The organism is Ralstonia pickettii (assembly GCF_016466415.2).
In the GTDB taxonomy this organism is placed as follows: Bacteria; Pseudomonadota; Gammaproteobacteria; order Burkholderiales; family Burkholderiaceae; genus Ralstonia; species Ralstonia pickettii.
In genome coordinates this window covers 271,059-284,754 of record NZ_CP066772.2, presented here as the reverse complement: position 1 = coordinate 284,754, position 13,696 = coordinate 271,059, and the positions used below count along the sequence as shown (strand labels likewise).

Annotated in this window: 13 protein-coding genes; 7 read left to right on the top strand and 6 right to left on the bottom strand. The window is 63.9% G+C overall.

Translation table 11 applies throughout. The features are described 5' to 3' along the window. Window positions 1-20: 20 nt before the first annotated feature. The 4 genes from RP6297_RS17520 (at window position 21) to RP6297_RS17505 (ending at window position 4,160) form a co-directional block, all read left to right on the top strand. The gene (locus tag RP6297_RS17520; RefSeq protein ID WP_009240026.1) at window positions 21-2,264 is read left to right on the top strand and encodes a xanthine dehydrogenase family protein molybdopterin-binding subunit; all 2,244 of its coding nucleotides are present in this window, start codon (window positions 21-23) and stop codon (window positions 2,262-2,264) included. A 150-nt stretch (window positions 2,265-2,414) separates the two neighbouring features. Then, complete coding sequence (locus RP6297_RS17515) at window positions 2,415-2,849, top strand: organic hydroperoxide resistance protein (RefSeq protein ID WP_009240025.1); 435 nt, start codon at window positions 2,415-2,417, stop codon at window positions 2,847-2,849. Beyond that, window positions 2,849-3,445, top strand: coding sequence for a nucleotidyltransferase family protein (locus RP6297_RS17510; protein WP_009240024.1), 597 nt, complete (start codon window positions 2,849-2,851; stop codon window positions 3,443-3,445). The genes RP6297_RS17515 and RP6297_RS17510 overlap by 1 nt, the downstream gene beginning before the upstream one ends. A 511-nt stretch (window positions 3,446-3,956) precedes the next feature. Continuing rightward, window positions 3,957-4,160 (top strand): hypothetical protein, encoded by a 204-nt coding sequence (locus RP6297_RS17505; RefSeq protein ID WP_009277078.1) that lies wholly within the window; start codon window positions 3,957-3,959, stop codon window positions 4,158-4,160. Between the two features lie 68 nt (window positions 4,161-4,228). Here the strand turns inward: RP6297_RS17505 and RP6297_RS17500 are convergent, their stop codons facing one another. Together RP6297_RS17500 and RP6297_RS17495 are read right to left on the bottom strand one after the other, a co-directional pair. Then, the gene (locus RP6297_RS17500; RefSeq protein ID WP_037028644.1) at window positions 4,229-6,898 is read right to left on the bottom strand and encodes a putative bifunctional diguanylate cyclase/phosphodiesterase; all 2,670 of its coding nucleotides are present in this window, start codon (window positions 6,896-6,898) and stop codon (window positions 4,229-4,231) included. A 137-nt stretch (window positions 6,899-7,035) separates the two neighbouring features. Further along, window positions 7,036-7,395, bottom strand: coding sequence for a hypothetical protein (locus tag RP6297_RS17495; protein ID WP_037028647.1), 360 nt, complete (start codon window positions 7,393-7,395; stop codon window positions 7,036-7,038). A 455-nt stretch (window positions 7,396-7,850) separates the two neighbouring features. Between RP6297_RS17495 and RP6297_RS17490 the strand changes: the two genes are divergently transcribed. The 3 genes from RP6297_RS17490 to RP6297_RS17480 all read left to right on the top strand — a co-directional run bounded on the left by RP6297_RS17490 (window position 7,851) and on the right by RP6297_RS17480 (window position 10,300). Then, entirely contained in the window at window positions 7,851-8,141 is a 291-nt protein-coding gene (locus RP6297_RS17490) for an H-NS histone family protein (protein WP_009240021.1), read from the top strand. A 108-nt stretch (window positions 8,142-8,249) separates the two neighbouring features. Then, a complete protein-coding gene (locus RP6297_RS17485; RefSeq protein ID WP_037028890.1) occupies window positions 8,250-8,978 on the top strand; it encodes a GntR family transcriptional regulator in 729 nt (242 codons plus the stop codon). Window positions 8,979-9,238: 260 nt separating this feature from the next. Next, a complete protein-coding gene (locus RP6297_RS17480) occupies window positions 9,239-10,300 on the top strand; it encodes a porin (RefSeq protein ID WP_009240019.1) in 1,062 nt (353 codons plus the stop codon). A 122-nt stretch (window positions 10,301-10,422) separates the two neighbouring features. On the opposite strand, the gene RP6297_RS17475 is transcribed toward RP6297_RS17480, so the two are convergent. The 4 genes from RP6297_RS17475 to flgA all read right to left on the bottom strand — a co-directional run bounded on the left by RP6297_RS17475 (window position 10,423) and on the right by flgA (window position 13,494). Further along, window positions 10,423-11,145 (bottom strand): LuxR C-terminal-related transcriptional regulator, encoded by a 723-nt coding sequence (locus tag RP6297_RS17475; RefSeq protein WP_080725241.1) that lies wholly within the window; start codon window positions 11,143-11,145, stop codon window positions 10,423-10,425. A 459-nt stretch (window positions 11,146-11,604) separates the two neighbouring features. Continuing rightward, window positions 11,605-12,066 (bottom strand): flagella synthesis protein FlgN, encoded by a 462-nt coding sequence (locus tag RP6297_RS17470; RefSeq protein ID WP_009240017.1) that lies wholly within the window; start codon window positions 12,064-12,066, stop codon window positions 11,605-11,607. Window positions 12,067-12,187: 121 nt separating this feature from the next. Further along, the gene (gene flgM / locus RP6297_RS17465) at window positions 12,188-12,508 is read right to left on the bottom strand and encodes a flagellar biosynthesis anti-sigma factor FlgM (RefSeq protein WP_009240016.1); all 321 of its coding nucleotides are present in this window, start codon (window positions 12,506-12,508) and stop codon (window positions 12,188-12,190) included. A 122-nt stretch (window positions 12,509-12,630) separates the two neighbouring features. Then, window positions 12,631-13,494 (bottom strand): flagellar basal body P-ring formation chaperone FlgA, encoded by an 864-nt coding sequence (gene flgA / locus RP6297_RS17460; RefSeq protein ID WP_037028891.1) that lies wholly within the window; start codon window positions 13,492-13,494, stop codon window positions 12,631-12,633. Window positions 13,495-13,696: the final 202 nt, after the last annotated feature.

The following is a 13,696-nucleotide window of genomic DNA, read 5'->3' as shown; positions in this document are numbered from 1 at the left end:
GCCCCACCGGAGAATTCACGATGCGTATTCGAAATCTTGAAGCGCTGGCCGGTGGCGGCGCGCAACATCAGCCGGCGTCTGCGGATGCCGGGCCGGCAACGCTCGATCGCCGCAGCTTTCTGAAGCTCACGACGCTGGCCGGCGGCGGCCTGGCCCTGGGCGTGGCACCGGTGCTGGCCGGCGCGCAGGACGCCAAGGCCAAGCCGCCATCGCCGCCGCAGGCGTTCATCATCATTGCCCCGGACAACACGGTCACCGTGGCGGTCAACCGGCTCGAATTCGGTCAGGGCGTGCATACGGCATTGCCGATGGCGCTGGCCGAAGAACTCGACGTGGACTGGCGCAACGTGCGCGGCATGTTGGCGCCCGCGGGCGATCCGTACAAGGACCCGGGCTTCGGCATCCAGATGACGGGCGGCTCGACGGCGCTGAATCACTCGTTCCAGCAATACCGCGAACTGGGCGGTCGCGCGCGTGCCATGTTGATCTCGGCAGCGGCGGAGCGCTGGAAGGTCGATCCGTCGACATGCCGCACCGCAAATGGCGTGGTCACGTCGGGCAGCCACCGTGCCACCTACGGCGAGCTTGCTCAGGCGGCGATGGCGCTGCCGGTGCCGGCGCAGGTCACGCTGAAGAATCCGTCGCAGTTCCGCATTGTCGGCAAGCCGACGCCGCGCCTCGATGCGCGCGCGAAGCTCGACAGCTCGCTCAAGTTTGGCCTCGACACGCGCCTGCCCAACATGAAGGTGGCGGTGCTGGCCCGCCCGCCGCGCTTTGGCGGCAAGGTGGCCAAGTACGACGCGGCGGCGGCCAAGGCGGTGAAGGGCGTGGTCGATGTGCTGCAGATCCCGACCGACCGTGGCGGCACGGGTGTGGCCGTGATTGCCGACGGGTACTGGCCAGCCAAGCAGGGCCGCGATGCGTTGCAGGTCACGTGGGAAGACGCCGGCTCGACGGTGTCCACACCGGCGCTGATGGCGGAGTACAAGAAGCTCGCCGGCCAGCCCGGCACGGTGGCCAAGGCCGCCGATATGAGCGCAATCCAATCTGCCGCGACGCGCATCCAGGCCGATTACGAATTCCCGTACCTCGCGCACGCGCCAATGGAGCCGCTGAACTGCACGATCGATTTGCAGAAGGACGGCGGCAAGACCACGGGCGCGAAGGTGTGGGTCGGCTCGCAGTTCCAGACCATCGACCAGGGTGCCATCGCCAAGGTGCTCGGCGTATCGCCCGAGAAGATCGAGCTGAACACGATGATGGCGGGCGGCGGTTTTGGCCGGCGCGCGATCGTCACGTCGGACTACGTGGTTGAAGCGGCCAACGTGGCCAAGGCTTATGCGGCGGCCGGACACAACGGCCCAGTCAAGGTGATCTGGAGCCGCGAAGACGACATCCGCGGCGGCTACTACCGCCCGATGCATCTGCATCGCGTCAACGTGGGCGTGGACAGCAGCGGCAAGGTTGTCGGCTGGGATCACGTAATCGTCGGCCAGTCGATCCTCAAGGGCACCCCGTTTGAAGCCTTCATGGTCAAGAACGGTGTGGACGAGACCATGGTCGAGGGCGTGATCGAAAACGACTACGGCTTCCCGATGCAGTTGACGGTGCACCATCCGGACGTAAGCGTGCCGGTGCTGTGGTGGCGTTCCGTGGGCCACACGCATACGGCTTACGTGATGGAAACGATGGTCGACGAGGTTGCGCACGCCGCCAAGCAAGACCCCGTGGCCTTCCGCCTGGCGCGCTTTACCGGCAAGGAGCACGAGCGCCATCGTGCGGCGCTTCAACTGGCCGTCGACAAGTCCGGCTACGGCAAGCGCAAGCTGCCCAAGGGCCAGGCCTGGGGCGTGGCGGTGCATGCGTCGTTCGAATCGGTGGTGGCGTATGTGGTGGAGGTGTCGGTCGACCAGGGCAAGCCGCGCGTGCATCGTGTCACCGCAGGCGTGCATGCCAACCGCGTGGTCAACCCGATGGGCGCCGAAGCGCAGATTCAGGGTGCCTGCGTATTTGGCCTGGCGATGATTCAACCCGGCTTTGCCATCGACATCGAAAACGGTGCCACCAAGAACAGCAACTTCACCGACTTCCCGCCCGTGCGCATGCCCGACGCGCCGCCGGTGAATGTGTTCTTCGTGCCGTCGGAAGACAACCCGACCGGCCTGGGCGAACCCGGCACGCCGCCGATTGCACCGGCGGTAGCCAATGCGCTGTTCACCCTGACCGGCAAGCGTCAGCGCAAGCTGCCGTTTGAGACGGTTTAGTTTCTAGTTGTCATCATCGCGTGATGTGATGGAAGCCGGCATGCAGTCCTGTGTGCCGGCTTTCTTGTTCTTGCAGCCTCGTATCTCCCAGTTTTGCGGACCGATTCTTGCGTCCGCGATTGCGTCGTTCACCCACCGGAGGAGCATGTCATGGCATTGAATATCCTGTACACCGCCCACGCCAAGGCCACAGGTGGCCGCAACGGCCACACGCAAACCGAAGACGGCCAGGTCTCGCACGACCTGTCGGTGCCCAAGGCCATGGGCGGCCCCGGCAAGCCCAATACCACCACGCCCGAAGACCTGTTTGCCGCCGGCTATGCCGCGTGCTTCGGCTCGGCGTGCGACTTTGTCGCCAAGAGCATGCTCAAGCTCAACCCGAGCAACATCGAAATCCACTGCGATGTGGGTATCGGTACGCGCGAGGAAGGCGGTTTCGGCCTGAAGGTGGGCCTGACCGCACGGATCAGCGGTCTGTCGCAAGCCGATGCCGAGAAACTGGTGGCCCAGGCGCACCAGGTGTGCCCGTATTCGAACGCCACGCGTAACAACGTGGAAGTCACGCTCAAGACCGAGGTGGTCTGATGCCGCAGCGGCCTGTTGTTGGTGTGTTGCTGGCCGCGGGCCGCGGCAGCCGGTTCGACGCGGCGGGCGTGGCCAACAAGCTGCTTGCCCCGCTGCCCGATGGAACCCCCGTGGCGGTGCAGGCCGCGCGGCACCTGATGCAGGCGCTGAGCGACGTGGTGGCAGTGGTGCCCGCCGCCGCCACGCATGGCGCACAGGTCGATCAACTGGCAACGCTGTTGGCCGAGGCCGGCTGCGAAGTCTTGCGCTGTCCCAATGCTGCACGTGGCATGGGCGCCAGCCTGGCTGCCGGCGTAGCCGCACGCCCGCAAGCCGGCGGGTGGATCATCGCCCTGGCCGACATGCCATGGATTGCCCCTGAGACCATCACCCAAGTCGCCAACGCAGTGGATCCACACGGTTGCGTTGCGCTCTTTCATGCCGGCCAGCGGGGCCACCCGATCGGCTTCGGGGCCGACTTCTTCGCGGGCCTGACAGCGCTCGACGGCGACGAGGGCGCGCGGCGGCTGATCGATCCTGCCAAGCTCATCTCCATCGAGACCGATGATGCCGGCATCCTGCGCGACGTCGACACGCCGGCCGATCTGGCCCGCTGATCGAACGTTTGCCCGTGGGCATGGGGTGTTCGGGGCTCAGGCGGGCGGTCCTGCGAAGATTGGCTAACAAGAGCCGCGTTTCCGGCCAACCCCACTTGTCCACAGCAACGCGCACACCGCTTGCAAAACCCCCCGCAAGCAGTTGACGGAAAAGGGTTTGTTGCACGATGTAACAGGGCTGCCGAATGTGGATAACTTTGTGCGGGTGCGCAGGTTTTACGTGCGTTGCATGTTTGCCCAAACCCGTCAAGCCCTTTTGTGGGTTGGGTCTCGGGAGGTGGCGCCGGTTATGCACAGAACATGTGGATAAGTCTGTGGGAAACACCATCCGAGCGGCGTGGCGACGGCTTTTGGTCGGCGCTGCTTGCGAATGCGGCACGGCCTCTCAGACGCGCCCGCCCTGCACATTGCAACGATTGATTACAACTTGAAACAGCAAGTCCGGCACTCGTTGTCCAAACTCCCGATACGCGATGGCTTGATCGCGACCGACGCATTCAAGGAGAAAAACATGGTTCGGGTACTGACGATTCTGCTGGCCGGTGCGACGTTGCTGACCGCCACCGGCTGTGCCGACATGACGGCACGTCAACGCAATACCGCCATTGGTGCGGGTGTGGGCGGGTTGGCCGGCGCTGCTTTGATTGGCGGCCCGGGTGCCACGCTGGGCGGTGCCGCACTGGGCGGCCTGGTGGGCAACGTATCGACGCGTTGATTTCGGTTCGACCTGCGCGTCGACTCAAAAAGAAACGGACCCGGGGTTAAACCTTCGGGTCCGTTTTTTTATACCTGTGCGCGGCTTCGGGTGCGCAGCAATTCTTCCAGTGCCGACACTTCCAGCGGACGTCCAAACAGGAAGCCCTGCACTTCGTCGCACGCATGTGCAGTCAGGAAAGCCGTTTGCTCCGGGGTTTCCACACCTTCGGCCGTGACCGTCATATTCAGCGCGCGGGCCATCGCGATGATGGTCTTGGTGAGCGCCACGCAGTCGGGCACCCCAGGCACGCCGCTGATGAACGAACGATCGATCTTGATGTTGTGGATTGGCAAGCTGCGCAGATACGACAGCGACGAGAACCCGATGCCGAAATCATCGAGCGAGATGCGCACGCCCCGCGCGGCCAGGCTCATGAGCAGGCGCTGTGTCGATTGCCGGTCGGCCAGCAGCACGCTTTCCGTCAGTTCCAGTTCCAGCCGGCCGGGCGCCATGCCCGAAGCCTTGAGCGCTTCATCGACGTCGCGCTCGATCACGCCCGCATCGCATTGCCGCGCGGACACATTCACCGCCATGCGCCCCGTGAAGCCGAACTTTCGTGCCCATGCCTCGCCCTGCGCGCAGGCTTGCATGAGTGCCCAGCGGCCAAGTTCGAGGATGTAGCCCGACTCTTCTGCCACGTCGATGAACTCGGAGGGCGACACTGCGCCCAGTTCGGGGTCGGACCACCGCATCAGCGCTTCAACCGCCACCAGTTCGCCTGAGTCGAGTGCGTACTTCGGCTGATACACCAGCCGCACCTGACCGCGCGCCAGCGCACGCCGCATGCGCTCGTTGAGTGTGAAGCGGCGCAGCATCTGTGTTTCCAGCGCGCGCGAATACCGCGTGATGCGGTTGCGCCCGTTTTCCTTGGCGCGGTACATGGCGGCTTCGGCATGGCTGACCAGCGTGGCCGCATCGCCGCCGTCTTCCGGGTAGGCCGCCACACCGATGCTGGCCGACAGGTGCACTTCACGTTCGCCACCGGTGAAGGGGCGGGCCAGCGCGTCGAGCACCTGTTGTGCGAGCGTGTCGGCAGCGTTCGGGTCATCGATGGCCACGCAGAACTGGTCGCCACCGAGGCGTGCCAGCAGCGCGCGCTGGCCCGCCTGGCCGCGGATGCGCTGCGCCGCCATGTTCAGCACCTGGTTGCCCATGTGGTGCCCCATCGCCTCATTCACGGTCTTGAAGTGGTCCAGCCCGATATACAGCAGCGCGGATTCCCCGGTGGACGGCAGCGCCAGCCGCGCATCGAGCCGCTCGATGAACGCCGCGCGATTGGGCAGGCCGGTGAGCGAATCCTTGGTCTCCAGCAGGCGCAGCTGCTCGTAGGCGGAACGCTCGGCCGTGATGTCGGTAAAGATGACCAGCACCGCGTGCGGGGATGCGCTGTCCGGCGAGAACATCGGCAGCACCGATTCACGCAGCCACACGATCTGCCCATTGCCGGCCGGCACGCCCACGACGACGTTGCTGATCGCTCGCCCCGTGCGGGCCGCCAGGGTGGAGGGCCATGCGGCGCGCGGCAGGATGGCGCCGTCTTCACCCAACATCATGTCGTTCAATGCCACACGCGGGCGGCCTTTCCATGACGCGCCCGACATGCGCAGGATCTCGGCCGCGCTGCGGTTGTACGAAAGCACGCGGCCGTCGGTGGACAGCGTCAGCACGCCTTCGCTCAGATGGTTGACCACCAGCCGATACTGATCGCGCAGCTCGCGGGACTGGCGATATTCATTCTCCAGGCGCAGCAGCTTGACCAGGGCCGCGATGTAGCGGCCGCAGTCTGCGCGCAGCGTTGCGTCGTCGGGCGGGTTGGCAGTTGGGAAGAAGAGGCAGAGCAGATCATCGGCGACGGCCATGCCGCCATGTTGGGCCGGGATGCGGCACAGCCATGTCGGATGCGCGGTGTCCAACACGCGGACGAGTGCTTCGTGCAAAGCCGTGGGCGCATTGGCTTCGTGAACCAGTTCGATGGGCGCCAGCTCATTGAGCAGCGGCGCGATGCGAGCCAGTTCGATATCGAACTCACCCTGTGCCGCGGTGGGCAGGTGCGCCGCGTGGTCGTCGCGCAATGCCAGCTTCGCCCGTGCGCGCTGCGTGCCGTAGAGCCTTGCCCGCCCGGAGACGACACGCACCACCATGCACAGCGCCGACGACAAGGCAGCCTCCAGCGCCCGCAGCGCAGCATGCAGCCGCTCGCCGAGCGAGGCGGCGGAAGGCAGCGTGGAAAGCAGATGATCGAGATGCTCGTGCGGTAACGCGGCACCGATGGCTTCGGCGCTCAGCACGCGCTCGCCGGCCTTGCCCGGCAATTGCGCATCGAGCGGCAGCGGCAATCCGTGCACGACCACCTGCTGCGCTGGCAGCCCATCAAAGCGGGTTGGCGTCACCGTCAGCCTGACGCTGACCACCTCGTTGGAATCACCGGCAGAAAGTGCGGAGACGAGCTGTGCCGCCGGAATGGCCCGAGCATCGGGCTGCGTCGCATCGGCGTCTTCTCCGGTAAGGGCCTCCAGCCATGCGGGAATGTCCTGGAAGAAGCGCGAGAAGGGCTCGCCGAGCAGTTGGTCGGAGGACAGCGCCCGCACCATGCAAACGCCGGCTGCATTGGCAAAGACGATGCGGCCTTCGAGCACCACATAGAGCGGAACCGGAAGGCTTTGCGCCGACAACGGGTAGGAAATTTCGTCTGGCATCCCACGCTCCAACTGAGGCATTGCCCGGCATCTCTGTCAGCACGGACTTCGGGCGACACTGGCCGCGAGAACGCCGGCTACCGGAAGTCAGAGGCAATGGTCTTCATAATGCGCAAAAGTCGTGCGCGGCGCAAAATCTAGTTTGTGGTCGATACAACACATTTTGAATGCGTTTTGTCGGACGCGCTGTTGTTGATTTGTCGCGCAGGTTTCAAAACGATTGGCTGCGGGTCTGGTGCGAGCGACGGTTCCATTTGGGCATGCGGGCCATGTTCACTTTCCTGGGCGGCGAAATGCTGCTCGATCCAGCGATGCGTCAGTGTCAACCCGATTGCACACATCAACACGCATGTTCCCGTTGTCAGGATGAAATAAGCGCTGATCCGTTCGACCGAACGTTCTGGAAAGAAAACAGTCGCGGCGACAAACAGCGTGCCTGCCAGTACGCCAAAGACCAAAAGCAGATAGTAAAAACGACGCGGTAAGGGCGAATTCATCGTTGTCTCATCCAACTGCAACCAAGAGGGGGGTGCTTTGAATCGTTTTACCGCCCCCGCCAAATGGCATGCCATCGCGGTGCAATGGCATGCCTGGCCGGAGGCTTGCGCATGAATTGATATTGCGTTCGCTGTACTGCTGCGATGCTGCAGTTTGCCGCCTGCGGCGCAAGCGGGAATTGCGGGACCCGGCAGCGCTTGCTATGGTGGTGGCACTGAAATACAGCGCGATACCAGTTTGCGGCCTTACATCATCGCGTACGCTAATCCGATGCGTCAATCCGACTTTCCGGTTGAAACTGAGCATCCGGTGTGGCATGAGTTGATGTCTGGCTTAGTGGGGCGGTTTGACGGGTCACGATCAAAAACGTTGAAATTTGATTTCAGTTATGAATACAATTGATCTAATATCTGATCCAGACCAGATTTCACACCAGAATTTAACGGGAGCGCATATGGCGACATACAAGGAATTGATTGCACAAAAGGCCAAACTGGAAGAGCAGATCGAAACTGCGCGCGCCAAAGAACTGGAAGCGGTTATCCAGCAAGTGCGTCAGACGGTTGCCGAATATGGTCTGACCGCTGAAGACCTGGGCCTGGCCCAGCGCCGCGGCCGCCGTGCCGGTGCGAAGGCGCCGGTGCCGGCAAAGTATCGCGACCCGAAGACCGGCGCGACGTGGTCCGGCCGCGGCCGTGCGCCGGCCTGGATCGGCAAGAACCGCGATAAATTCCTGATCGCCTGATCTGTCGGACCCTACCTGGCGCGCGCAAGCGTGCAACGTAAATGGCCCACCTGTCCGGTGGGCCATTTGCATTGCTGCGCGCGATGATCGTTCATGTATAACGACGGCATGACGCCCCGCCTGCCTAAATACCTCGAACTGGCCGACCGCATTCGGCTCGACATCCTGCACGGAGCGCTGCCGGCCGGCAGCATCGCACCCAGCGAGAATGAAGTCGCTCAGCGCTACGGTGTATCCCGTCTGACGGCGCGCCGCACGCTGAATGAGCTGGCGGCGCGCGGGCTGCTCAAGCGTTCGCGTGGGCAGCGCAGCGTGGTGCTCGATCGCGTGGGGCCGCATCGGCCGGTGCTGTATGCGCCGGGCCAGTCTGACGCCGCGCTGGAATATGTGCCGGGCGCCGTCTATACGGTCAGTGCATTCCGGCTGGAGGCGGCCGACGACACCGTGGCCGCCGCACTCGACCTGTCGGTGGGCGCACAGGTGGCGTTTGTCGAGCGCCGTGCTCAGGTGGCGGGGCAGCCCATCATGCTGCTGCGTACCTGGCTGACGTCGCGGCTGGCGGCGATGCTGGAGGCGCGCGACTTTGAGGATCGCCTGTTCGTGCAGGTGTTTCAGCGCGCCAATCTGACTATCGCGCGCTCGCGCGAGGCACCGCTGGCTTGTGTGGCCGACGCCCACCAGGCTGCGCAGCTGGGCGTGGATGCAGGCGTGCCGCTGGTGCGCGTGCGCCGCATCGGCTACAGCGTGGCGGACACGCCGATTTCCCTCACGTACTGCGATTTTTCGCCCGAGCGCTACACGCGCGAAGTCGACATCCGGGTGCTTCAAAACGACTGAAAGCGCACTGCGCCAGACCGGTGCAGAAACGGCGCCACACACCCCGCGATGGGGACTTGTCCGCCTGGGGTATTCAAGCTAGTCTGCGCCCCTTCCCAGGAAAACGTATTCATTTGTGAAGCGACGCTTTGCCGACAACGTATTGGCACGGCAGTTGCATTCACGGCGCCATCTCAGCGGCGGCGGATTGAGCCACCTGCCGCCTCAACGCTGATTCAGTCGATTCAACACAACGGAACCACACGAGGGAGAACTCAACAATGCAACTCAAGCGACGTTTTTCGCTGGCCGTGCTGGCTGCCGCCGCCGGTTTGACCGCAGGCGCAGCGCAGGCCCAATCGTCTGTGACGCTGTACGGCCAGGTGGATGCCTGGGCCGGCGCCACCAAGAACCTGGGCCAGGACCGCGCATGGGGTGTCAACTCGGGCGGCATGTCGACGTCGTACTGGGGCCTGAAGGGCAGTGAAGATCTGGGCAACGGCCTGAAGGCGATCTTCACGCTGGAAGCGTTCTTCCGCCCTGATACGGGCAAGTCCGGCCGCTTTGATGGCGACCACTTCTTCGCACGTAATTCGTTTGTCGGCCTGCAGTCGAACACCTGGGGCTCGATCAAGCTCGGCCGCAACACGCCGCCGTACTTCGTTTCGACGATCCTGTTTAACCCGTTCATCGATTCGTACACCTTCTCGCCGATGGTGTTCCACACCTACCTCGGCAACGGCAGTTCGGGCGCCGCGGGCATCTCGGGCCTGGTGGGCGATTCGGGCTGGGACAACTCGATCATGTATTCCACGCCGGACATGGGCGGCCTGACGGGCACCCTGATCTACGGCGCAGGCGAGCAAGCCGGCCACAACGGCCAGAACAAGTGGGGCGGCAGCCTGCTGTACTTCCGCGGCAATTTTGCAGCCACGGCGGCGTTCCAGCAGGTGCGCTACGACAGCGCGCCGGGCGATCTGAACAGCCTGGTGGCTGGCTTCTCGCGCCAGACGGCGGGGCAGCTGGGCGCGACGTATGACTTTGGCGTGGTCAAGCTGTACGGCCAATACCAGTACATCAAGAACACGATCAGCACGGGCGACGCCAAGAGCAACGGCGGCCAGCTCGGCGTGTCGATCCCGGTCGGCCCGGGCAGCATCCTGGCCTCGTACGCGTACACGAAGACGTCGGGCGCCGCAGACGTGAAGCGCAACACCTGGGCAGTCGGTTACGACTATTCGCTGTCCAAGCGCACCGATGTGTATGCGGCGTATTTCCGCGACAAGGTGTCGGATCTGTCGACGGCCGACACCTTCGGCGTAGGCATCCGCGCAAAGTTTTAAGCTTTTCGCGATCTGCTTTCCTTGTCGCCGCCCGCGTCTCGACAGCGTGGGCGGCCATGTGCAACGGCGTCCGGATTCCGGGCGCCGTTTTTTGTCGTGTGGACAACCGGCCAGGGCTGGCGTCAGCCTGTGCGCGCCAGGCGCAGCGGCCGGGCGGGCGGCGAAGCGGTCTCCGCTCCAATGTTCGGCTGATTCAGCAGCATGGCGCCGCGCTGCGTAGCAACAAAGACGGCCTCGGTACGGCTGCGTACTTCGAGCCGACGATACAGCGCGTTGATATGCGCCTTTGTTGTCGCCTCGGAAATGCTCAGCATGCGGCTGATGGTTTTGACCGGATGCCCGCGTGAGAGCAAGACCAGAATTTCATATTGACGCTGCGTCAGGCCGAGCAAGGCGCAATCGTCATTACCATTTCCGCTGGAAGAACCTGCCGCATTGGCTTCAGGCCGTGTCAGCACAATCGATGCCGGCACATAACGGCCGCCCGCGAGCACCAATTCCAAAGCTGCCGCAATCAATTTGCCGGAATAGCTTTTCAGCAGATATGCAGAAACATTCAATTGCATCAGCGTGCGCACATGCGCGGCGGAATCGGTTTCGCCAAGCACGGCAACGTGTCGGGGATGGGGCTGCTGCAGCAGCCGCGAGAGGGCCGGCAGATCGTCGATGCCGGGCAAGGGCAGGCCGATCAGGGCCAATTCGGCGTCCGCATGCGCCGCAAGATTTTCAAAGAGGGCTTCGTCCGGCTCGACGCTGACCACCTCGGTAATGGCCGGCAGCGATTGCAACACATGGGTCGCGCCGGCACGCACCAAAGGGTGTGCCTCCACTACGATTGATTTCACTGCGCCGCCTGTCTGGTTATGGTTTGTTTGTCCATTTCCGGAATCAGCTTGTTGCCGCGTCTATATTTGAACCTGCGGTCCAAAATGAATGCGGCCGTGCCTATGGAAAATGCTTTTAGCGCGCGGTCTCGGTATATTTCCCCGTTCAACCGGCAGTCACCGCGGTGCGGTGCCGCCGGGCCGAAACCTTGGCACGCCATTAGGCGCAATTTCCTTCCGGTTTTTCTTGTTTATGTCGCCAGGCGCGGAGGATTAACTCCGCCGAAATCGCAGAATAAATCCCCAGCATGCTTGTTGCACCCATCAATGGGATGTAAACCTTTTTGTTTACCCCGATTGGTGGTGTGCTAGTCCCCTCTATACATAGCAGGATCAGACGGCAGCAGCTAGCCCCACTTCACGCCCATTGACGTGGGCGTAAAGCGCGGCTTTTGTGCTCAAAAGATGGGTTCTGGTGGCTTATTGCGCGACCACCGAGAAGCGCGGCATCGACAGCGGCTGTTTGCCATCACGGCCGTAGGGCGTGCCGCCGCCGTTGTTTGCGGCATGCAGGACAGACAGTGCGTTCTGCGTGGCGCGCAGGCGCAGGTCGATCAGGGTGCCGTTGTCGATGTTGCGCTGGCGCAGCAGGCGGGCCAAGGCCAGGTTCTCGTCGAACAGGCGGCTGGCGTTTTCGTCGGTGCGCAGGTATTTGACCAGCCCGTACGGATCGGCCCCGCCATGCTGGGCCCACCACAGGCGGCGGTCGCGGTCGGCCTCGCCCAGGGCGGCGAGCTGTTTTTGCTTGGTCTGGGTGATGCGTTCGAGCTCGACCATGTCGCCATCGCGCAACGCCTGCGCTTCAGCATCCAGGGTGAGCGTGGCGGCGCGCAGCAGTTCCTGCTCGTCGGCAAGGGTGCGGATCAGCAGTGTGTTGTCCATGTTGACTACCTTCGGCTTGGGAGCTTGGGCAGCCGCCGGCCGGCACAGCGCCCCGCCGCGATCGGTCCGAATGGACCGGCGGCGTCAGAAAATACAGGGGACGGTCGACGGGAAACGCCCGTCAGACCTTCTTGGAGCGCGTAGAGAGCAGCGATTGCGCGTCGGAAAGCGCCGCATCGGCGATCTTGCCGGCATCCATCTTGAGCGTGCCGTTCTGAATGGCACTGCGGATCTGCTCGACGCGCGCGGCGTCGAAGTCGCCGCTGCCCACTTGGCGCGAGACTTGTTGGACCGACAGCGACGGCGAATCGCCAGTGTGGCGCGTGGTGCCCGAAGCCGTCGTGGTGGCCGGGGACGAGCCGGTGGCGCGCGTCGACCCGGACGCAGCGTCCTTGGTCGGCGCAACGGCCGGCGTGTTGTTCACGATATGGTTGATTTTCACGGGTGTCTCCGAAGAGCGCGTTCATCCTAACACCCATATCGGCCAACCCCGGCCCAAACTTTAGCGGCAGGTATCGATTACGCATCACAGCAGAAAAGTGATCCGCCGTTATCAATTTGATCTTAAAACTGGATCGCCACGACGCCGGCGGACTGTGCGATGCCCGAGACGACATTGCCGTTGGCGGTGCGCACCTGGGCCACTTGGCCCACCGCGGCCTGGTTCAAGGCCCGACCGTCGCTGCTGACCTGGAAGCCACCGCCCTCGGCGATGAGCTTGACGGTCTGGCCGGCCTGCACCGCCATCGGCAGGCGCAGGCTTTCCGCGCGCAGCGGCTGGTTGGCGGCCACGCTGGTGAGCAGTACATGCCCCACCACATCGGCCGGCTGCTGCACGACCGACGCCGGCAGCGTGGAGAGATCGCCCGTACGGGCCTCCAGATCGCCCAGATCGAGCGTCTTGCCCGGCGACAGCTGGTGCGAGGCGACGTAATACGTCCCCGTAATCTGAATCGTGGCCGGCACCCAGGCCGCCCAGGCATGCGGCGAACGGCAGCGCACGCCTACTTGTATACGGCCGCGCAGGCGGTTGGCCGCGGGCAGCATCAGGTCGATCTGGTCGCAAGGCTGGTTGGCCACGCGTGCATCCACGGGGCCAACTTCCACCGAAGCACGTGGCGCCCCCGTCTCATTCGTGCCGCCCAAGATGTCGAGTTGCGACTGCAGCTGTTGCTGAATCTGCATCTGAATGGCGTTCGGGCCCTGGATGGTGGTGGGCTGCGGGGCCGGCTGCACAACTGCAGCCTGGGCCGGCGGATAGCCGACGCGCACCATGCCTTGAGCGTGCGCCAGGATCGGATGAACGACGCTGGCCAGCAGGCCCAGCGCCAGGATCAGCAACAGCTTGCGCTGGCGCGCGGCCAGCGGCATGGCCGTGGCGGCAGATCGGATCGGGTGGTGCGCGCTGCGTGCAAACCGCGTGGACATGGACAGCCCCTTCATCAAAAGTCCGGTGAAGTGTAGCCACGCGTGCGCGAGGGCCAAATGCGGAAATGTCGGCCAATCCCCCCCTTATTCGAACGAATGGTGTTGCACACCCGCCCCTAGACTTTGCAACGTGGTGAAGTCCCTGGCGTTGCGCGGTTCCTGGCCGTGCAGCCTGCCCCGGTGGAAGGTTTCCCGGCCAACC

Coding starts and splice junctions, on each gene's coding strand:
- RP6297_RS17480 (WP_009240019.1), top strand. CDS start 9,239: ATGCAACTCAAGCGACGTTTTTCGCTGGCCGTGCTGGCTGCCGCCGCC.
- RP6297_RS17490 (WP_009240021.1), top strand. CDS start 7,851: ATGGCGACATACAAGGAATTGATTGCACAAAAGGCCAAACTGGAAGAG.
- RP6297_RS17520 (WP_009240026.1), top strand. CDS start 21: ATGCGTATTCGAAATCTTGAAGCGCTGGCCGGTGGCGGCGCGCAACAT.
- RP6297_RS17470 (WP_009240017.1), bottom strand. CDS start 12,066: ATGGACAACACACTGCTGATCCGCACCCTTGCCGACGAGCAGGAACTG.
- RP6297_RS17515 (WP_009240025.1), top strand. CDS start 2,415: ATGGCATTGAATATCCTGTACACCGCCCACGCCAAGGCCACAGGTGGC.
- RP6297_RS17505 (WP_009277078.1), top strand. CDS start 3,957: ATGGTTCGGGTACTGACGATTCTGCTGGCCGGTGCGACGTTGCTGACC.
- RP6297_RS17495 (WP_037028647.1), bottom strand. CDS start 7,395: ATGAATTCGCCCTTACCGCGTCGTTTTTACTATCTGCTTTTGGTCTTT.
- RP6297_RS17485 (WP_037028890.1), top strand. CDS start 8,250: ATGACGCCCCGCCTGCCTAAATACCTCGAACTGGCCGACCGCATTCGG.
- flgA (WP_037028891.1), bottom strand. CDS start 13,494: ATGTCCACGCGGTTTGCACGCAGCGCGCACCACCCGATCCGATCTGCC.
- RP6297_RS17510 (WP_009240024.1), top strand. CDS start 2,849: ATGCCGCAGCGGCCTGTTGTTGGTGTGTTGCTGGCCGCGGGCCGCGGC.
- RP6297_RS17500 (WP_037028644.1), bottom strand. CDS start 6,898: ATGCCAGACGAAATTTCCTACCCGTTGTCGGCGCAAAGCCTTCCGGTT.